16 protein-coding genes and 1 tRNA gene are annotated in these 18,423 nt (G+C 66.1%); 4 read left to right on the top strand and 13 right to left on the bottom strand.

What is annotated here, in order from left to right:
- Nucleotides 1–97: 97 nt before the first annotated feature.
- Nucleotides 98–1,720: an amidohydrolase gene (locus ACFQZV_RS05930; protein ID WP_378753557.1), complete on the top strand. Its 1,623-nt coding sequence runs from the start codon at nt 98–100 to the stop codon at nt 1,718–1,720.
- Between the two features lie 4 nt (nt 1,721–1,724).
- Here ACFQZV_RS05930 and ACFQZV_RS05925 read toward each other — a convergent pair whose 3' ends face one another.
- Genes ACFQZV_RS05925 through ACFQZV_RS05895 form a run of 7 tightly spaced genes read right to left on the bottom strand, consistent with a single transcriptional unit; the run spans nt 1,725 to nt 9,036 of the window.
- Complete coding sequence (locus ACFQZV_RS05925) at nt 1,725–3,392, bottom strand: amidohydrolase (RefSeq protein WP_378753555.1); 1,668 nt, start codon at nt 3,390–3,392, stop codon at nt 1,725–1,727.
- A complete protein-coding gene (locus tag ACFQZV_RS05920) occupies nt 3,393–4,097 on the bottom strand; it encodes a substrate-binding domain-containing protein (protein ID WP_378753553.1) in 705 nt (234 codons plus the stop codon). It abuts the gene before it with no gap.
- A complete protein-coding gene (locus ACFQZV_RS05915; RefSeq protein ID WP_378753551.1) occupies nt 4,094–5,050 on the bottom strand; it encodes a Gfo/Idh/MocA family oxidoreductase in 957 nt (318 codons plus the stop codon). Before ACFQZV_RS05915 ends, ACFQZV_RS05920 begins: the two co-directional genes overlap by 4 nt.
- Entirely contained in the window at nt 5,047–6,354 is a 1,308-nt protein-coding gene (locus tag ACFQZV_RS05910; RefSeq protein WP_378753549.1) for a protocatechuate 4,5-dioxygenase subunit alpha/beta, read from the bottom strand. The genes ACFQZV_RS05915 and ACFQZV_RS05910 overlap by 4 nt, the downstream gene beginning before the upstream one ends.
- A gap of 1 nt (nt 6,355) precedes the next feature.
- Nucleotides 6,356–7,303 carry an amidohydrolase family protein gene (locus ACFQZV_RS05905; protein WP_378753547.1) on the bottom strand — a complete coding sequence of 316 codons (948 nt, stop codon included), beginning with the start codon at nt 7,301–7,303 and terminating at the stop codon, nt 6,356–6,358.
- Nucleotides 7,304–7,305: 2 nt separating this feature from the next.
- Nucleotides 7,306–7,998 (bottom strand): 4-carboxy-4-hydroxy-2-oxoadipate aldolase/oxaloacetate decarboxylase, encoded by a 693-nt coding sequence (gene ligK, locus ACFQZV_RS05900; protein WP_378753546.1) that lies wholly within the window; start codon nt 7,996–7,998, stop codon nt 7,306–7,308.
- A gap of 6 nt (nt 7,999–8,004) precedes the next feature.
- Nucleotides 8,005–9,036 carry an amidohydrolase family protein gene (locus tag ACFQZV_RS05895; RefSeq protein WP_378753544.1) on the bottom strand — a complete coding sequence of 344 codons (1,032 nt, stop codon included), beginning with the start codon at nt 9,034–9,036 and terminating at the stop codon, nt 8,005–8,007.
- Between the two features lie 106 nt (nt 9,037–9,142).
- Between ACFQZV_RS05895 and ACFQZV_RS05890 the strand changes: the two genes are divergently transcribed.
- The gene (locus ACFQZV_RS05890; RefSeq protein WP_378753542.1) at nt 9,143–10,057 is read left to right on the top strand and encodes a LysR substrate-binding domain-containing protein; all 915 of its coding nucleotides are present in this window, start codon (nt 9,143–9,145) and stop codon (nt 10,055–10,057) included.
- Nucleotides 10,058–10,070: 13 nt separating this feature from the next.
- Here ACFQZV_RS05890 and ACFQZV_RS05885 read toward each other — a convergent pair whose 3' ends face one another.
- Together ACFQZV_RS05885 and ACFQZV_RS05880 are read right to left on the bottom strand one after the other, a co-directional pair.
- Nucleotides 10,071–10,679, bottom strand: a complete 609-nt coding sequence (locus ACFQZV_RS05885; protein WP_378753540.1) for a nucleotidyltransferase domain-containing protein — start codon at nt 10,677–10,679, stop codon at nt 10,071–10,073.
- A 67-nt stretch (nt 10,680–10,746) separates the two neighbouring features.
- Nucleotides 10,747–10,822: transfer RNA gene (locus ACFQZV_RS05880), tRNA-Thr, on the bottom strand.
- 369 nt (nt 10,823–11,191) lie between these two features.
- Between ACFQZV_RS05880 and ACFQZV_RS05875 the strand changes: the two genes are divergently transcribed.
- Nucleotides 11,192–11,560: a hypothetical protein gene (locus tag ACFQZV_RS05875; protein WP_378753538.1), complete on the top strand. Its 369-nt coding sequence runs from the start codon at nt 11,192–11,194 to the stop codon at nt 11,558–11,560.
- Nucleotides 11,557–12,294, top strand: a complete 738-nt coding sequence (locus ACFQZV_RS05870) for a DnaJ C-terminal domain-containing protein (RefSeq protein ID WP_378753536.1) — start codon at nt 11,557–11,559, stop codon at nt 12,292–12,294. Before ACFQZV_RS05875 ends, ACFQZV_RS05870 begins: the two co-directional genes overlap by 4 nt.
- On the opposite strand, the gene ACFQZV_RS05865 is transcribed toward ACFQZV_RS05870, so the two are convergent.
- Genes ACFQZV_RS05865 through topA form a run of 4 tightly spaced genes read right to left on the bottom strand, consistent with a single transcriptional unit; the run spans nt 12,295 to nt 18,354 of the window.
- Nucleotides 12,295–13,854: an alpha/beta hydrolase gene (locus ACFQZV_RS05865; RefSeq protein WP_378753534.1), complete on the bottom strand. Its 1,560-nt coding sequence runs from the start codon at nt 13,852–13,854 to the stop codon at nt 12,295–12,297.
- Nucleotides 13,851–15,017, bottom strand: coding sequence for a DNA polymerase III subunit delta' (locus ACFQZV_RS05860; RefSeq protein WP_378753532.1), 1,167 nt, complete (start codon nt 15,015–15,017; stop codon nt 13,851–13,853). The genes ACFQZV_RS05865 and ACFQZV_RS05860 overlap by 4 nt, the downstream gene beginning before the upstream one ends.
- Before the next feature lie 38 nt (nt 15,018–15,055).
- Nucleotides 15,056–15,676, bottom strand: a complete 621-nt coding sequence (tmk, locus tag ACFQZV_RS05855) for a dTMP kinase (protein ID WP_378753530.1) — start codon at nt 15,674–15,676, stop codon at nt 15,056–15,058.
- Nucleotides 15,673–18,354, bottom strand: coding sequence for a type I DNA topoisomerase (topA, locus tag ACFQZV_RS05850; protein ID WP_378753528.1), 2,682 nt, complete (start codon nt 18,352–18,354; stop codon nt 15,673–15,675). The genes tmk and topA overlap by 4 nt, the downstream gene beginning before the upstream one ends.
- Nucleotides 18,355–18,423 lie beyond the last annotated feature (69 nt).

Below are 18,423 nucleotides of genomic sequence, written 5' to 3'. Positions count from 1 at the left end.
TCTCCCTACGGACAGTGGGGCGAGCGGGTCTCGCCAATTGATGTAGTACGCACTACAGTAGTTCGCATTCGTAGTATTCACAAGAGCGAGGAGCATCGTGGGCCGAACGGATCTCATCATCACCAACGCGCGCGTGTTCGACGGGAGCACCGTGCTCGCGGACGTAGACACCGTCGCGGTGACCGAAGGACGGATCAGCGGTGTGGGCGCGGCGGCGGACTACACCGGAGCCACCGCAGTCGAGACGGTCGACGCGGACGGCGCGCTCCTTCACCCCGGATTCACCGACGCGCACGTCCACCCCGCGCAGGCGGGAATCGAGCTACTGGAGTGTGATCTGTCCACGGCAGCCGATGGGACGGAAGTTCTGCGCCGCGTCGGCGACTACGCCGCCGCGCACGACGACGAGTGGCTCATCGGTGCCGGTTGGCAACTCACCCACTTCGACGCCGGCGGGCCGAACGCACAGATGCTCGACGACGTCGCCCGGGGTAGGCCGGTCGTCCTGACCGACGCGGGCCACCATGCGGTCTGGCTCTCCTCAGAGGCGATGCGGCGAATGGGAATCGATCGAACGACCTCCGACCCGGCCGATGGCTGGCTCAGCCGCGATGCAGGCGGCAACCCGAGCGGACTCGTCCATGAAGGCGCGATGGAGATCGGACGCGATCGCATCCCGGTTCCAACCCCTGAACGTGTCGCCGATGGCATCACCGAAGCACAGCGCGTGCTGTTCGAGGTGGGTGTCACAGGGTGGCAAGACGCGATCGTCGGCGATTACGCGGGATCGATCGACAGCACCCTCGGTTATCACATCGCTGCGCGCGACGGCCGCCTGCGCGCACGCGCGACCGCTGCGCTCTGGCTCGATCGCGACGCCGTCGACAGAGACCCGCGGGAGGTCGCCGCCTCTTTCGTCGAGCGACGACGCAGGTTCGAATCGGTCGGCGATGGACTGCTCACGGCGCCGGCCGTCAAGGTCATGCTCGACGGGGTGGTCGAAGCGCGAACCGCGGCGATGAAAGAACCGTACACCGATGCCCCATCGGCCCACGCCCACTTTCTGCCCGAGACGCTCGGGCCGGTTGCGAAGGAACTCGCGCGAGCGGGCTTCCAGATGCACTTCCACGCCATCGGAGACGCAGCGCTGGCCATCGCCCTCGACGTCGTCGCGCAAGCCCACGAAGCGCAAAGACTCTCTCACCATGTCGCGCACCTGCAGATCGTCGACCCGGCGGACATTCCCCGAATGGCTGACCTCGGCATCACCGCCAACCTTCAAATGTTCTGGGCTTGCAACGACGAACAGAATGTCTCGCATTGCCGACCCGCGCTCGGTGACCATCGCTACTTGACGACACAGTTCCCGTTCGCGTCGTTCCATCGCGCAGGGATTCCCCTGGCCGCGGGCAGCGACTGGCCGGTCACGACTCCGGACCCGTGGGCGGCGATCGCCGTCGCCGTCACACGCCGATTGGCGGGCGAGTCCGAAGAACCGCTCGCCCCCGAAGAGGCGATCCCACTTGAGGTCGCGCTCGCCGCCTACACCTCCGGCAGCGCAGACATCGTGCGCGATGTCGACGGCGGACGCATCGCCCTGGGTGCACGCGCGGACCTCGCACTGACGAACACTGATCCCTTCGGCCTTCGCGCCGACGAGCTTCACACCGTGCGTACCCGAGCCACGTGGGTCGGCGGGGTTCCGGTCTTCAGCGCTTGATCGCTCAGCGGGTCTCGATCAGGGACCCGCTGACGATCTCTCCCTCGATGAACACTGCCAGGGGATCGATGGAACCCACCGCATCCGGCGGCACGTCGAAGAGGTCCTCAGACAGCACGACGAAGTCGGCGAGCTTGCCGGGTGCGATCGAACCGATGCGATCCTCCAGTCGAAGCTGCCGTGCCGCGTCGATCGTGTAGCCCTGGATAAGCCGCTCGAGTGCGATCCGCGCCTCCTCGCGCGGACGGACGCTCGCGGGGAAGCGTGCGGGGTCGAGCGGGAACTCGGGATCGACGCGGGTCAGAGCGGCCTGCATCCCCAAGAACGGGTCGGCCCGGTTCTCTTCACTCGCGGTGACGACGTCGCTGCCGAACGTCAGCGTCGCGCCGGCATCGGCGATATCGGTGAAGTCGTACATGCGATTCCAACGCTCATCGCCCAGGTGATCCCGCGCACCCTCACCGAAATAGCCACCGGACCAGTGCGGCGTCCAGTTGACCATGACCCCCAGATCCGCCGGGCGGGGCATGTCTGACGGATCGACGAGCTCGCAGTGAGCCAGCGTCACGCGCATCCGCCACGCAGCGCCCAACTCCTCACGAGCCGCTTGCACGGCATCACATGCCGAACGAAAAGCCCGATCACCGACGAGATGGATGTGCGCGTCGATGCCGGCGTCGTTGAGGATCATCAGGCAGGCGGCGAGTTCCTCCGTTCCCACTTCCATCTCGCCATGCGTCCCGTCGACCAACGGTTGCAAGACCGCGCCGCTTCCCATCTCGTTGGTTCCGTCCAAGAAGATCTTGACGGTTCTGAAGCGCACACGTTCGCTCCCATACGTCTGCTGATACCGACGGACCGTCGAGACGGCCTCGTCGACATCCGCGCGCGAGCGGAAGCGGACTGCTCCTTCGTAGTGCAACCCCAGCCCGCCTGTGCGATCCAGTTCCGCCACCGCCGCCACTGTCGCCTCGTCCTCGACGTACGCCTCGAAGACAGCCGTGACACCCCATCCGCGCAAGCGTTCGAAGAACACCGACAGGGTATCGGGCGTCGCCACAGGTGGATGCCACCCGATTGCCTTCCACACGCGTTCCACAAAGTGGAGATAGGCCAACTCAAGCACGTGACCGGTCGGGGCCCCGTTTTCATCGCGCACGAAGACCTCGAGGCCCGGTGTGGGATCGGGCGTGTCGCGTGTGACGCCCAGGAGTTCCAGCATCCGCGTGTTCACCCAACTCGCGTGATCGCTGAAGTCTTGGCACAGTACGGGCCGATCATTGACGACTCGATCGAGGATCTCGCGCGTGGGAGCGCCCTCTCCGAAGATCGCGTTCGAGTAGTACTCGAAGTAGAGGAACGGCGCCTCTTCGCGCGGATGCGACAGCGCATATTCGGCGATGAAGTCGAGAACCTCATCGAGGTCGTCCGTCGGTGGAAGCTGGACATGCCAACGGCTCAGCGTGAGCTTTTCGGGATGGGTGTGGGCGTCGATGAGCCCGGGCAGCACCCGTCGCCCGCCGAGGTCGTGGACCGTCAGCTCCGGTGCTGGCGGGGCACCAGCGCGATCACCCACATACGTGAAGCGGCCGTTCTCCACGACCACGGTGTCGGCGAACGGGCGAGCTGCGTCAGATGTCGTGATCTTGGCGTTCGTGTAGACAGCATCCATTCAGTCTCCTCGCAGTGAGACGGGCATCTCGAAACCGTGAAGGGCACGAAGGTCGGCCGAACACGCCCCCGCGAGGGCGACGAGGTATCTCCTTGCACGGAGCGGGTCTGTCGCGGTTTCGGCGACCGCTCCCGCGAAGACCGTGCGGATTGCGCAGTCGTGCGGGAGAGTTCCGAGGACGCGAACACCGGGGTGACCGATGAGTTCGCTGGCCTGCTGGAACCCGAGGTCCACCTGCCTTGCGGCGACCAGTTCCGCCACGGCGACGCCCGGGCGTGCCTCAACGAGGCGGTCGGCGACCCCCCAGTCAGCGAAGAGTTGACGTACCGCGATCCCACTCGGCCCCGAAGAGATGCCGATGCGCGCCGCCGCGACGACGGCATCGCGCAGAGCGGCCTCATCGTCGAACGCCACGCCGACCACCCTCGCCGGCGCTTCGACGTCCCCGCCGGGCACCGCGACTGCGACCTCGGATTCCACGATCGGCGTCAGCGTCGCACCGTCGACGCGACCATCGTCCGCCAGAGAGCCCAGGGCTCCCGCCGCGAGGAACACGAGATCGAATGGCTCGCCGGCGCGTAAGCGACGCGCGGCGTCAACGCCCCCGACTGACTCGATCTCGAGAGCGGGTGACTCACCATCGGCGACCGCGGCGACCAGGTCGATGAGGAGATGACGGGTGGCCATCGACGAGATGGCCCTCACGCGAGCTGCTCCTCCAAGGCGCCGAGCACGCGGTAGCAGTCGATGACCTGACGCAACGACGAGTTCGGCTCGCGGCCCTCGCGGATTGCGGCGACGAACTCCCGGTCCTGCAGCTCGATGCCGTTCATGCTCACGTCGACATGCGACACGTCGATCGGCACCTCCGCGCCGTCGACGAGGTCGTCGTAGCGGGCGATGTAGGTGCCGGTGTCGCCGATATAGCGGAAGAACGTGCCGAACGGCCCCTCGTTGTTGAACGACAGCGAGAGCGTGCAGATCGCCCCAGACTCGGCCTTCAGCTGGATCGACATGTCCATCGCGATCCCGAGGGTCGGGTGGATGGGCCCCTGGATCGCGTGAGCCTGGACGATCTTGCCCGCCTGATAGGCGAACAGATCGACGGTGTGGGCCGCGTGGTGCCACAGCAGGTGGTCGGTCCACGACCGGGGCTCGCCCTTGGCATTGGTGTTCGTGCGGCGGAAAAAGTAGGTCTGCACGTCCATCTGCTGGATGCCGAACTCGCCCGCGACGATCTTATTGTGCACCCATTGGTGCGACGGGTTGAACCGGCGGGTGTGGCCCACCATCGAGACGAGTCGGGATGCCTCGGCCGCCGCGAGGGTCGCTTCGGCGTCTGCGGCCGAGTCGGCGAGCGGGATCTCGACCTGCACATGCTTGCCGGCGGCGAGGGCCTGCTGGGTCTGGGAGGCGTGGAGCCCGGTCGGGGTGGCGAGGATGACGGCATCCACGTCGTCCCGCTCGAGCACCGCCTCGTAGCTGAAGACCGCGGCGGGAACGCCGTATCTCTCGGCGACGGCCTGCGTCGGTTCGGGGCGCGGGCCCGAAACAACGGTGACCTCGGCATCCGGGATGTTGGTGAGGCCGTCGAGATGCTTCATGCCGAACGCGCCGGCGGCGCCGACGACGGCGATGCGGACCTTTTCCGTGCTCACGCGAGGGTCTCCTTCGGGTTCGAGATGACGAGGTGGCCGACCGCGGTGTTCGACGCGGGCACGTGGTAGAAGCGGTGGTTCACCTCGGGGGCGCCGCCGCCGAACTGGTCGTCCATGGCGCCGCGGGCGATGAGCCAGTCGACAAGCTCGATGCCTTCGGAGCCCGCTTCGTCGACGTACTCCATATGCGGCCACTCGGTGAGGCCGAGCGGGTCGGCGATGAGGTGGTCGAGGAACGCGTTGTCCCACTCGCGATTGATGAGCCCGGCACGCGGCCCCTGCAGTTGATGGCTCATGCCGCCGGTGCCCCATATCTGCACGTTCAGCTCGGGGCCGTCCCACTTGTCGAGGGCGCGGCGGATCGCCTTGCCGAGCTCGTAGCAACGACGCCCGGACGGCACCGGATATTGCACCACGTTGACGGGCAGCGGGATGACGCGGCACGGCCATTCGTCGACGTCTCCGAACACGAGCGACAGCGGAACTGTCAGCCCATGGTCGACCACCATCTCGTTGACGAGCGTGAGGTCGAAGTCGTCCTGGATCACGGACTGCGCGATGTGAGCGGCCAGCTCGGGGTAGCCCTTCACGTCGGGTACGGGGCGGGGACCGTAGCCTTCGTCGGCGACCGGATAGTGGGCGCCGGTGCCGAGCACGAAGGTGGGGATGATGTTGGAGTCGAACGCGGTGGCGTGGTCGTTGTAGACCAGGATGATCACGTCCGGCGTGTTCTCCTTCGCCCAGGCGCGGGTCCACTCGTACCCGTCGAACACCTTCTTCCAGTACGGCTCCTCAGTCTTGCCGAGGTCCATCGCTGCACCGATCGCCGGGACGTGCGACGTGAACAGTGCCGAGGTGAAGGTGGCCGGGGCATCCCGGCGCATCGTCGTGGCCTTCTCGGTGGACGGCGGAGTCCACCCGTCCAGGTCCTTGAGACGGTTGCCCTCGGGGCTGCGGCCACCGCCGACCATCATGTCGCGGTACGCCGCCTCGCTCATGCCGGTCATGGAGCCGGCCATCTGCTGGAAGCTGAGCCCGTGGGTGGCGCCGATCTTCGAGAGAAAGTAGATGTTGCCACCCTCGCGGATCATCGTGTTGAGATCCATGTCGAGCACGGCCTGTTTCTGCACATCGGTCATGGGCCACTCGTCCACGTACCCGCGCTGGTCGGCGAGGAAGCTGGCGCGATTCTCGGGCTTCATCAGTGACATCGAGAACTGGTTGAGATGGTAGCCCTTGCGGGCCTGCTCGGCATCGAAGATCGTCGTGCCGGGAACGTTCTTGTAGGGCTTGTCGAGGGCCACGTCAGTCTCCTTCTGGCCAGTACAGACGCTGCGGGTTGTCCACGAGCAGCTTGCGTTGCAGCTCAGGTGTCGTTGCGATCTGCGGGACGTAGTCCACCAGCAGCCCGTCGTCGGGCATGTGGTCCTTGAGGTTGGGGTGGGGCCAATCCGTGCCCCACAGCACGCGCTCGGGAAACTCCTCGACCACGCGACGGGCGAACGGCACCACGTCGGCGTAGGCGTGCTGCTCGCCGTCCAGGGCCTTCGGACCGGTGACGCTGAGCCGCTCCGGGCACGACACCTTGGTCCACACGTTGGGGTTCTCGCGCAGGAAGCGCAGGAACAGGCCGAACTCGGGCCCGTCAGGGTCTCTTGTCACATCGGGGCGACCCATGTGGTCGACGACGACATCGGTCGGGATTCCGCTGAAGAAGTCATACAGAACGGGAAGGTCCTCGGCCTCGAAGTAGATGACCACGTGCCACCCGAGCGGCGCGATCTTCGCAACGATCTCTTCCAGGGAGTCGGTGGGGACCCGGTCGACGAGACGCTTGACGAAGTTGAACCGCACCCCCCGGACACCCGCTGCATGCAGTTCGGCGAGCTGCTCGCCCCTCACGTCACGACGGACGGTGGCGACGCCGCGCGCGCTGCCCTCGCTTCGGATCAGCGCGTCGACGAGGGCGCGGTTGTCGGCACCGTGGCAGGTGGCCTGCACGATCACGTTGCGTTCGAAGCCCAGCTGGTCGCGTAGCGCGAACAGATGCTCGGCGGACGCATCGCACGGGGTGTATTTTCGCTCGGAGGCATAGGGGAACTCGGCGCCGGGTCCGAAGACGTGGCAGTGCGCGTCCACCGCTCCCTCCGGAAGCCGGAAGGTAGGGGTGGCGGGTCGGTCGAGCCAGTCGAGCCATCCCGGGGACTTCTCGAACCCGCCAGTGGTCTCACCATGAGTCGTGGTCTGCGGCATCCTCAGTCCTCCACGTATTCGAGACCGGCGGCGGCGAGGGGGCCGCGCATACCGTACAGGTCGAGGCCGAGGACACCGTCGCGGAACTTCTGCCGCTTCGATTCCTCTATTTCTTCACGCTTCTGGCTGGCGTCGGCGACCGCGCCGACGAGATCACGGGGAACGACGACGACACCGTCCACGTCGGCGACGACCACGTCACCGGGGCTGACTAGGGCGTTGGCAACGACGACGGAGATGTTCACCGACCCGAGCGTGGCCTTGACTGTGCCCTTCGCGTTGATCGCGCGGGAGAACACCGGGAAGTCCATCTTCTCGAGGTCCGCGACATCCCGGACACCGCCGTCGATGACGAGACCCTTGCAGCCGCGGGCGGTCAGCGACGATGCGAGCAGCTCGCCGAAGAAACCGTCCTCGCTCTCCGTGGTGCAACCAGCGACGATCACGTCGCCCTCCTGCACCTGCTCCGCGGCGACGTGGAACATCCAGTTGTCTCCCGGCTGCAGCAGGACAGTGACCGCGGGACCGCAGAGCTTCGCACCTGTGTAGGCCGGACGGATGTACGGGCGGAGCAGCCCGACACGGCCCATGGCTTCGTGGATGGTCGCGACCCCGAACTGCGAGAGCTTCGTGACGTCGGCGGAGTCGGGGCGCCGGATGTTGGTGTGAACGAGGCCGAGTTGGTTCAGGCGCATGTGTGCTTACCGTCCCTGCGCCACGAGGGCGCGATCGAGCCGGGGATAGATCCGGCGAGCATTGGCTTCGAACACCTGCAGACGGTCGGTGTCGGACAGGTTCGGGGTGGCATCGACATACCGCTTCGTGTCGTCGAAGTAGTGACCGGTGCGCGGGTCGATGTCGCGCACGGCGCCGATCATCTCGCTCGCGAACAGGATGTTCTCGGTCGGGATCACTCCTGTGAGCAGGTCGATGCCCGGCTGGTGGTAGACGCACGTGTCGAAGTACACGTTGCTCAACAGGTGCTGTTCGAGTTCGGGCTTGCCGAGCGCCATCGCGAGGCCCCGGAACCGGCCCCAGTGGTAGGGGACGGCACCGCCGCCGTGCGGGATGACGAGCTTGAGGTCGGGGAAGTCACGGAACAGGTCGCCCTTGAGCAGCTGCATGAACGCCGTCGTGTCGGCGCCGAGGTAGTGGTCACCGGTGGTGTGGAACACCTCCGGGCGACACGTGGTACTCACGTGCACCATGCCCGGGATCTCGTACTCGACGAGCTTCTCGTAGATCGGGTACCAGTAGCGGTCCGTGAGCGACGGCGCTGACCACTCGCCTCCGGACGGGTCGGGATTGAGATTCACCGCCACGGCGCCGAGCTCTTCGACGGCACGGGTCAGCTCGGCGATAGTGGTCACGGGGTCGACGCCCGGCGACTGAGGAAGCATCGCGCCCGCGAAGAAACGGTCGGGGAACAGCCTTTGGATGCGGGCGACCAGGTCATTGCAGATGCGCGCCCAGGTCGCGCTCACGCCGAAGTCCCCGATGTGGTGGGCCATGAACGAGGCGCGAGGGCTGAAAACGGTGACATCGATACCGCGGTCGTCCATGAGCCGCAGCTGGTTCGCCTCGATCGTCTCGCAGATGTCGTCATCGCTGATCTTCAATGCCGCCGGATCGGGTGCCCGACCTTCGCCGCCGACGAAGGCGATCTGAAGGTCGCGCCAGGCGCCCAGTCCTGCCGGGGCGGTCGTGTAGTGACCGTGGATGTCGATGATCAAGGGGGGTCCGTCTGTGTCCTGCCGATGGTCTCTCTGAAGGCTAGGGAGGTCAGCGCACTTCAGTCCAATAGATTCATCCCGACATATACATCGATAGGATCTATTGATGTCGCATACCGATCTCAACCAGCTGCGCACGTTCGTCGTGCTGTACGAGCTCCGTAGCGTCACCGCCACGGCCGATCGTTTGCACGTCACACAGCCGACCGTGAGTTACACCTTGGCGCGGCTGCGTGAGAGATTCCGTGATGACCTCTTCCGCCGAGAAGGCCATGTGATGGTCCCGACGACACGAGCCACCGAGCTGTTCGGGCCGCTGCACGAGGCGCTCTCTCGTATTGAAGCGGCGGTCGACGATACTGCGGGGTTCGAGGCGACCACGTACACAGGAGAGCTTGCGCTGGGTCTGACGTCGATCGGTGAGCAGACCTTCCTCCCCCCGATCATGGGAGCACTCGCGCGAGAGCGTGCGAACCCTCACGTCGTGGTGAAACGCATCGACTCCGACGAGGTCGAGGATGCGCTCATGCGCGGAAGGATCGATCTTGCCGTCACGGTCTCCCCCATAGACGTCTCGCGTCTATGGGGCACCCGAGTGCGTAGCGTCGAGTACGTCGCGCTGGCCTCGCAAGACCATCCATTGGCGGACACCTCTCCGGAGATGTTCGAGGGGAGGCGGTTCGTGCGGGTGTCCTCACGAGGCGGACACGTCTTTCCACTTCACACCCTCATCGAGCACGGACTCATGCCGCAAGTCGCGCTCTCAGTCGACGAATACGCAACAGTACCGGCCGTCCTCGTCGCCACAGACCTGGTGGTGCTGCTCCCGCGACACGTCGCCGAGGTCTTCCGGGGGTGGTTCCCCACGCTTCAGGTCACCGAGCTCCCCTGGCCGGGTGAGAGCTCCCCCGTCACCCTCTACACCCGACGCGAGTCAAGCTTGTCTCCTGCACAACGGTGGTTGCGGAAGCTGGTGATCGATGCGATCTCGTCCGGCGAGTTCTTCGATGATCCGGCCTGATCCGTGGTCGCGCTCATGCCGGTCGCCTCGCCCAGCTGGACTTCGCGGGCGCAAAAGGAGTTCTGATCGGTATCGCCCAGGCCGAGTGCGGGTGGATGCGAAGAAGAGCTGTCTCGAAGAACGTCTTCGCAGCGGTGTCGAGCGTCGGGACGACCGCCTCCCGATCAGCATCGTCTTCGGGGCGCGGGCGCAACGACTTCCACACGAGCTGCACTTCGGGCGCCCCCGCGGGAATACCACTGAGGTCGAGCACCGCGCGGTCCCACGGCACTTGCAACCGAGGGTCGCGCCGATAGATCCACGCGTCCGGCGAACCGTCTTCGGGTCGAAGCGTGAAGGCGCATCCCGCATCGTCATCGCGCACGAACACGGTGCCGGATCCGGCGATGTCATCGAGATCCGACGTCGGGACGAGACCGTCTTCAAGACGAACCCACGCACGGAATCGCCGGGGCAACGCGTCCACGACAGCGGGAAGATCGCTTGCCACGACGCTCACATCCACATGATCACGCGCGCGGATACGCCGTCCGACCCACAGATCGAGAGCTGCGCCCCCGGAAATCCACCAGCGCACCGGTATCCGGCCTAGCGCGTCGGCGACCTGGCCCAGGTCAGGCATTGATGAGGGTGGACGGGAGGCGGGCACGGTCCCGAGGGTACCGCGAACGAACGCGCGAACAGGTAGGTGGAGCCACCTAAGGGAATCGAACCCTTGACCTATTCATTACGAGTGAATCGCTCTGCCGTCTGAGCTAAGGTGGCGCGCTTCGCCTGAGCGATGCACGATCAACGATCTTACAGCCTCCCGGGCGTGCTCGCGAACATGGGGTGCCGCTGCCTTCCCGCGCCTCTTGTCGGCGCACTTGCAGAGGAGTGCTGCCCCTGCCCAACCGCAGACACACACGCCCGATCAAGTTCCGCGACACAATCAGCACGGTTCGCCCCGTGCTGCACCACCGGATTCGCGAGCACCGGACCCACCCGGTCGATCGAAAGCTGGACGCTAGGATTTGGTCAGTCGTAAAGGAGACTGTGATGGCCGAGGACCGCAGCATGCCGGAGATTGCGAGATTTCACGTTCCTCCGGGTTGGCCATCCCCAAGCAAGCGGTGGGTGCTCGAGCACCAAGGAATGCCGATTCCAGATGGCTGGGTTCCGCGGAGCGAGTATCCGAAAGCGCCTCCGAAGTGGAATTTCTGGACGCTTGACGGACCTGATTCCGATTTCTTCATCGGCGAAGCACTCCGCAGGTCCTCGATTCGCATCGCGATCGCGTTCGGAATCATGACTCTCGGTCTGATCCTGACCCTCGTCGGCACCCTCGCAAGTGAGGGCGGCTACGTAGTGTTCTGGGGAGCGGTCGCATTCGGCCTCATCGACGGCATCCGACTCATCCGAAAGCGGATCACCCTCAAGGCAACCGCGATCCAAGAACTGTACCGTCGCGCCACCGCGTGGCGTCAACTGATGCTCCGAGAAGAGTACTCCGCAACGAGATGAACCTCACTGCTGCTGAAGCACGCGCCATCCTAGGCGTGCCCGAGAGCTACACGCGTCTCGATGTCCTCAACGCCTACCGGATCCGCGCGCGAATGATGCATCCTGACCGATTCACCGGCAGCCCGGAGTCTGAAGTGAAGCTAGCGACGAGCGAGTTTCAGAGACTCTCTAGAGCGAAGGATGTCCTACTTGGGTGCATACGCGATGCTAGGGAATCTCGTCGGCCGCCAACATCGACGCCGCGCACGCACGTCGATGTTGAAGTCGCCCCCACGGTCCTTCGTCAAGGCGGGTTAGTGACGGTAAGGACACGCAACGGGGAGCTCACGAAGGTTCGGGTGAGATCGGGAACCGCAGACGGAGCTATTCTTCGCATCCCGGGTCGAGGCCCAGAAGACGACTCCGGGCATCGTGCCGATTTGTTTGTTCGCGTCACCGCCACCCGCGAAAGCCCCTTGCAAGAAGTATCAGTGAGTGTTGGGTACGACACGGCGCAACGCGGAGGCGTCGTAAACGTACGAATGCCGGACGGCCAGACACTCAGCGTCAGAATTCCACCGAAGACAGTTGATCGCGCGCTTCTTCGAGTGCCGTTGAACAATGGCGCCCTCAAAGCCGCTGACGCATACGCCCGCCTACGAATTCGCGTTCCAGATCTTCCTCCAGAGCCCTTTAAGGCCTTCGTGCGGCGGCGCGACGCCGAGGACTGGCCGAGACTCCAGAAGCCACGCTGATCATTCGCACGTGAGATCACCGTCGGGTACGGTGCCGTCGAGGAAGTACGCCACGACCGCATCGTCGACGCACGCGCTGCCCTTGTTGAAGCCTGTGTGCCCCTCCCCGACGCGCGTGATCAGCACACCGGACTCGAGCTGATCAGCCAGCGACACCGACCACTCGTAGGGTGTCGCGGGGTCGTTGGTCGTGCCGATGACAAGGATTGGAGCGGCGCCTTCGGCCGCGATGGGTTCGCGCACCCCGGTGGGCGCGTAGGGCCACACGTCGCACGGGTCGGGCCCCGACCAGTACGGCGCCACGGTGGGCGCTTCGGCGGCGATCAGCGCTTCGGCATCCGCCACATCGCTCTCGAGTTCATCGGCCGGGTAGTCCATGCAGTTGTACGCGCGGAACGCCTCGGTGGAGTTGTCGATGTACTCGCCCAGCTCACGACCGTTGTAGAAGTCGGCGAGGAAGAACGCCGTGTCCGGGAGCCCCTCGAGCGTCTCGGTGAGCGCGATGGTCAGGTACGGCCACGACTCTTGCGAGTACAGTGCCGCGACGATCGCGGTCATGAGCGAGTCGGCGCCGAGCTCCCGCCCGTCCGACCCGGTCAACGGCGCGCGGTCGACGCTCGCGAGGAGAGCACCGAGGTCGGCCATCGCCTCATCGACCGACCCGCGGAACGGGCAGTCGTCGCCGGCGAGGCAATACTCCATGTAGGCCCGCAACGCCGACTCGAAGCCCAGGGCCTGCGTGGTGGAGACATCCAGGCCCGAGATCGAGGGGTCCACCGCGCCGTCGAGAACGAGGCGGCCGACGCGCTCGGGGAAGAGCTTGGCATAGGTCGCGCCGAGGAACGTGCCATACGAGTACCCGAGGTAATTGAGGGTGTCATCGCCGAGCACCGCGCGCAGCAGATCCATGTCGCGCGCCGACGCATCTGTCGTGATGTAGGGCAGGATGCCATCGCTGTTGGCCTCGCAGGCCGTGGCGAACTCCTCGTTACCCTCCGTGAGGGTCTGCTCCCACTCGACCGACCCACGCTCGCCCGGCGCGATGTCGTACAGGTACGAGTCCATCGCTTCCGCATCCAGGCACGTCACGGCGGTCGACGCACCGACACCGCGAGGGTCGAATCCGATGACGTCGTACGCCCCGCTGAGCTCGTCGCCCACGGCGAAGCCCAGCGAGTCGCGGATGAGATCGACGCCACTGGCGCCGGGCCCGCCGGGGTTGGTCAACAGTGATCCCACCGGTGCACCGTCGGAGGCCTGATGGCGGATCACGGCGAGCGAGAGGTCACCGGCATCCGGGTCGCTCCAGTCCAGGGGCGCGGTCACGGACGTGCACTCGAACCCGGGCGCATCGTCGCATTCGACCCACGTGAGTTCTTGCTCGTAGTACGGCAGCAGCTCGGTGGGAACCCCCGAGAGATCGGGGGCGACGCTCTCTCGGGGACTCGACGCGTCATCGGGAATGAGCGCATAAAGGCAACCGGTCAGCAGGGCGGATGCCGCCACCAGGGCGACGACGGCGGTGAAGCCGCGGCGAGCGCGACGGGAGATGATACTCACGGGGTCCTTCCGCTCGCGACGGTCACGAGCATGCTCTCCAGCGCGAGGGCCGGAGCGACGTTCTGTTCCAGGTTTCGACGGGTCTCGCTGATGCGGTCCACCACCGTCAGGGTGCGATCCGGCGACCACGCGTCGGCGAGGGCGCGCAGGTCGTCGGCGAGTTCACGGTTGATGAGGTCTTCACCGCGCGCGTACTGCAACATCAACACATCGCGATACATCGACTGCAGGTCGGTCAGCACCCGATCGAGTCCGTCGCGGAGGCTGCGCGTCGCGCGCCGCTTCTGCTCGTCTTCGAGCGCCGAGAGCTGTCCACGGAAAGCGGGAGGCACAGCCTGTCCCTCTGCCACGCCGAGGGTGCGGCGCAGAGCGCTCCGCTCGGCCTCGTCACGCTCGGCGGTCAGCGCTTTGGCGTCATCGGTCGCGACCTGCACGATGCGACCGGCGACCTCCACGGCGTCGCCGACGCCGCGCACCGACAAGACCGCGCGCAGCGTCTCGTCGCGGCGACGGCGCGCATCGGCGTCCGTCGCGAGCCGCTGCGCCATCCCGATGTGTCGCTGGGCGTGACGCGCCGACTGCTCGGCGATCTCGGCCGAAGCGCCGGTGCGCTGTTCGATGAGGCGCGCGACGGCGTCGACATCGGGATCGCGCAGCCGCAGCATCCGCACTCGCGACCGGATCGTCGGCAGAAGGTCGGCGTCGCTGGGCGCGCACAGGATCCACACGGTGCGCTCGGGAGGTTCCTCCAGCGCCTTGAGCAAGACGTTGGACGTACGTTCGGTCATGCGGTCGGCGTCCTCCATCACGATGACGCGGTAACGCCCCACCGACGGCGCGAAGTACGACCGTTCGACGAGGGAACGTGCCTCCTTGATCGAGATGATGACGCCCTCGGTGCGCAGAGCGGTGAGATCGGGATGCGTGCCGCCCAACACCTGCCGCATCGCGCGTTCGTCGTCGGGCTCGGCGATGAGCGCCGCGGCGAAGGCGTGCGCGAGAGTGGACCGACCCGAACCAGGGGGGCCGGTGATGAGCCACGCGTGGGCGAGATCGGCGGGATCGGCTGCAGCGGCGCGCAAGGTGGCGACGGCATCGTCCTGCGCCCACACCTCACCCCACGGCACCTCGACGCTGACGTCGAGCGTGGGTGGGGAATGCATGGACCTCAGCCTAATCGGGCCCGTCGACACCTCTCCGCTCAGGAGAGGAGCGCCGTCACCCGCCCGCGCACCTGGGCAGCGATGTCGTCGACCGGCTGCGCGGCATCCACGACGAGGAATCTCCCGGGCTCAGCCTCGGCGAGGGCGAGGAATTCCGATCGCACCCGAGTGTGGAATGCGGCTTTCTCCGATTCGAGCCGGTCGAAGGGCTTGTCGTCGGCGTCCAGGCGCACCCGCGCTGCGGCCGGATCGAGGTCGAGTAGCACGGTCAGGTCGGGCAGCAGCCCCTCTGTCGCCCACAGCGAGAGATCGCGTACTTCTTGACGCCCGAGCACCCTGCCCGCGCCCTGGTAGGCCACGGACGAGTCGAGGTAGCGGTCTTGGATCACGACGTCGCCGCGGTCGAGCGCGGGGCGCACGACGGTCTCGACGTGGTGCGCCCGATCTGCTGCGTACAGCAGGGCCTCGGCCCGCGGGGCGACCTCGCCCCTGTGGTGCAGGACGATGTCGCGCACGAGCATGCCGACCTCGGTGCCGCCGGGCTCGCGCGTACGCACGACCCGGCGGCCCTGTGCCACGAGCCACTCTTCGAGCAGACGTGACTGTGTGGACTTGCCCGCACCGTCACCGCCTTCGACGGTGACGAACAGTCCGGTCACTTCTTCGCCGCGGTCTTGCGGGTGGTCGTGCGCTTCGCCGTGCGCTTGGGTGCGGGCCCCTTCGCGCGCTTGTCGGCGAGCATCTGGACGGCGATCTCGAAAGTGATGTCGTCCGGGGTCTGTCCGCGCGGGATCGTCACGTTCGTGGTGCCGTCGGTGACGTACGCTCCGAAACGCCCGTCGCGGATGCGGATCGGCTTCTCACTCACGGGGTCGTTGTCGAACTCCTTGAGCGCGCTCGACGGTCGGCGCGCACCGTACTTCGGCTGGGCGTAGATCGCGAGCGCCTGCTCGAGCGTGATGTCGAAGATGAGCTCTTCGCTGTCGATCGTGCGCGAGTCGGTGCCCTTCTTGATGTACGGGCCGTAGGGACCGTTCTGGGCGGTGATGACGTCACCCGATTCGGGATCGTTGCCGACCACGCGCGGCAGCGACAGCAGTCGTAGCGCCGTTTCGAGGTCGACCGTCTCGGGCGACATCGATTTGAACAGCGACGCCCGTCGCGGCTTGGGCGCGGCATCCTTCTTCGCCGTGCGTTTCTTCGGCGTCTCCGGCGCCGGCGCGGCGTCGTCTTCGGGCAGTTCCTCTTCGAGATAGGGACCGAAGCGACCGTCCTTCACGACGATCTGGCGGCCGGTCTCGGGGTTCTCCCCCAGCACTCGGTTGCCCGCGACCGGCGCATCGATGAGTTCCTGCGCCTTCTCGGCGGTGAGCTCGTCCGGCGCGAGGTCATCGGGGATGTTCACCCGCCGCGGCTCGGCATCGGGGTTGTCGGGATCGGTCACGTCGAGGTACGGCCCGTAGCGACCGAACCGGACGGTGGCGATGTCGGAGATCTTCGTCGCGTTGAGCTCACGTGCGTCGATCTCACCGAGGTTGTCGACGATGTGACGCAGGCCCACGTGTGCGTCCGACCCGAAGTAGAAGTCATGCAACCACTCGGCACGCTTCTGCTCACCGCGCGCGATCGCATCGAGGTCGTCCTCCAGCGCCGCGGTGAAGTCGTAGTCGACCAGGTCGGCGAAATGTCCCTCGAGGAGCCGCACGATGCTGAACGCGAGCCAACTCGGCACGAGCGCCTGTCCACGCTTGGTGACATAGCCGCGGTTGATGATCACGTCGATGATGCTCGCGAAGGTCGAGGGGCGACCGATGCCCTTCTCCTCGAGAGCTTTCACCAGCGATGCCTCGGTGTAACGCGGCTTCGGGCTCGTGGAGTGTCCCTTCGGCTCGACGTCGCTCAAGCGCAACACGTCACCGACGGCGAGGACCGGCAACGACTGGTCATCCGACTTGTCGGCGTCCGCGCGCTTCTCATCGCGCCCCTCTTCATAAGCCTCGAGGAAGCCCTTGAAGGTGTAGACGGTGCCGGATGCGGTGAACTCCGCGTCCTGCCCGTCGGCGCTGACCGCGAGAGTCACGGTGGTCGTCTCGTACTTCGCGTCCGACATCTGGCTGGCCATCGTGCGCTTCCAGATGAGGTCATAGAGCCGCTGCTCGTCGCGGTCGAGTTCGGCCGACACCGATGCGGGCGTGCGGAAGTCATCGCCCGATGGGCGGATGGCCTCGTGCGCCTCCTGCGCGTTCTTGCTCTTGCTCTTATAGACCCGCGGGTTCAGCGGAACGGCCTTCTCGCCGTACAGCGCGACGGCCTGCGCGCGGGCGGCTTCGACCGCCTGGGCGCTGAGCGCTGTCGAGTCGGTACGCATATAGGTGATGAAGCCCTTTTCGTACAAGCGCTGAGCAACGCCCATCGCGTGCTTGGCGCTCATCGACAGCTTGCGGCCGGCCTCCTGCTGCATCGTGGAGGTGGTGAACGGTGCCTTGGGGCTACGGGTTCCCGGCTTGGATTCCAGGCTCGAGACGGATGCCTCGCCCACGGCCGCGATGGCCTCCCCGAGCGAACGGGCGCGGGCCTCGTCGAGAACGACGACGGCTTTCTTCAGCTGCCCTTGGTCGTCGAAGTCGGTGCCACGCGCCAGGGGCGCACCCTCCAACCGCGCCAGGCGAGCGCTGAACGCGCTCGCGCCGGCCTCCCGGTGGGCGGCCGAGGTTTCGAGACCCCAGTACGAGGCAGAGATGAACGCCATGCGCTCGCGCTCGCGGTCGACGACGAGACGTGTCGCCGCCGACTGCACGCGGCCCGCCGATGTCCCCTGTCCGACCTTGCGTCGGGTGACATCGGAGACATCCCACCCGTACAGGCGGTCGAGCACGCGTCGCGTCTCCTGCGCGTCCACGAGGGCGAGGTCGAGCTCGCGCGTGTTCTGAACGGCGGCCTGGATGGCGTCCTCGGTGATCTCGTGGAACACCATCCGCTTGACGGGAACCTTCGGCTTGAGCGTCTCGAGGAGGTGCCACGCGATGGCTTCGCCCTCACGGTCCTCATCGGTGGCGAGCAGGAGTTCGTCGGCGTTCTTGAGGGCGCGCTTGAGTTCGGTGACGGTTTTCTTCCCCCGCTCGGACTCGACGTAATAAGGGGTGAACTCGTTCTCGATGTCGATCGAGTACTTTCCGATCGACGTCTTCTTCAGTTCGGCGGGAATCGCCTTTCGATCTGCGAGATCACGGATGTGACCGACTGAACTCAGCACCTCATAGCCGTCGCCGAGGTACCCCTGGATCGACCGCATTTTGGTCGGGGACTCGACGATGACGAGCTTCTTGCCTTCTGCCAAGGGGGAGGTCCTTTCTTCGTCGCACACCATACACGTCGGTTCAGGGTGGGAGCGGTGAGCGCATGCGCG

Origin of the sequence: Microbacterium koreense (genome assembly GCF_042677105.1) — a bacterium.
GTDB classification, from domain to species: Bacteria; Actinomycetota; Actinomycetes; order Actinomycetales; family Microbacteriaceae; genus Microbacterium; species Microbacterium koreense.
The sequence above is the reverse complement of the archived record's forward strand: the minus strand, read 5'-3'. Positions and strand labels throughout refer to the sequence as shown.

Bases quoted from the DNA above. Each gene is read 5' to 3' on its own strand.
- ACFQZV_RS05925 (WP_378753555.1), bottom strand. From the start codon at position 3,392: ATGGATGCTGTCTACACGAACGCCAAGATCACGACATCTGACGCAGCT.
- ACFQZV_RS05905 (WP_378753547.1), bottom strand. From the start codon at position 7,303: ATGCCGCAGACCACGACTCATGGTGAGACCACTGGCGGGTTCGAGAAG.
- ligK (WP_378753546.1), bottom strand. From the start codon at position 7,998: ATGCGCCTGAACCAACTCGGCCTCGTTCACACCAACATCCGGCGCCCC.
- ACFQZV_RS05890 (WP_378753542.1), top strand. From the start codon at position 9,143: ATGTCGCATACCGATCTCAACCAGCTGCGCACGTTCGTCGTGCTGTAC.
- ACFQZV_RS05885 (WP_378753540.1), bottom strand. From the start codon at position 10,679: ATGCCTGACCTGGGCCAGGTCGCCGACGCGCTAGGCCGGATACCGGTG.
- ACFQZV_RS05875 (WP_378753538.1), top strand. From the start codon at position 11,192: ATGCCGATTCCAGATGGCTGGGTTCCGCGGAGCGAGTATCCGAAAGCG.
- ACFQZV_RS05870 (WP_378753536.1), top strand. From the start codon at position 11,557: ATGAACCTCACTGCTGCTGAAGCACGCGCCATCCTAGGCGTGCCCGAG.
- ACFQZV_RS05860 (WP_378753532.1), bottom strand. From the start codon at position 15,017: ATGCATTCCCCACCCACGCTCGACGTCAGCGTCGAGGTGCCGTGGGGT.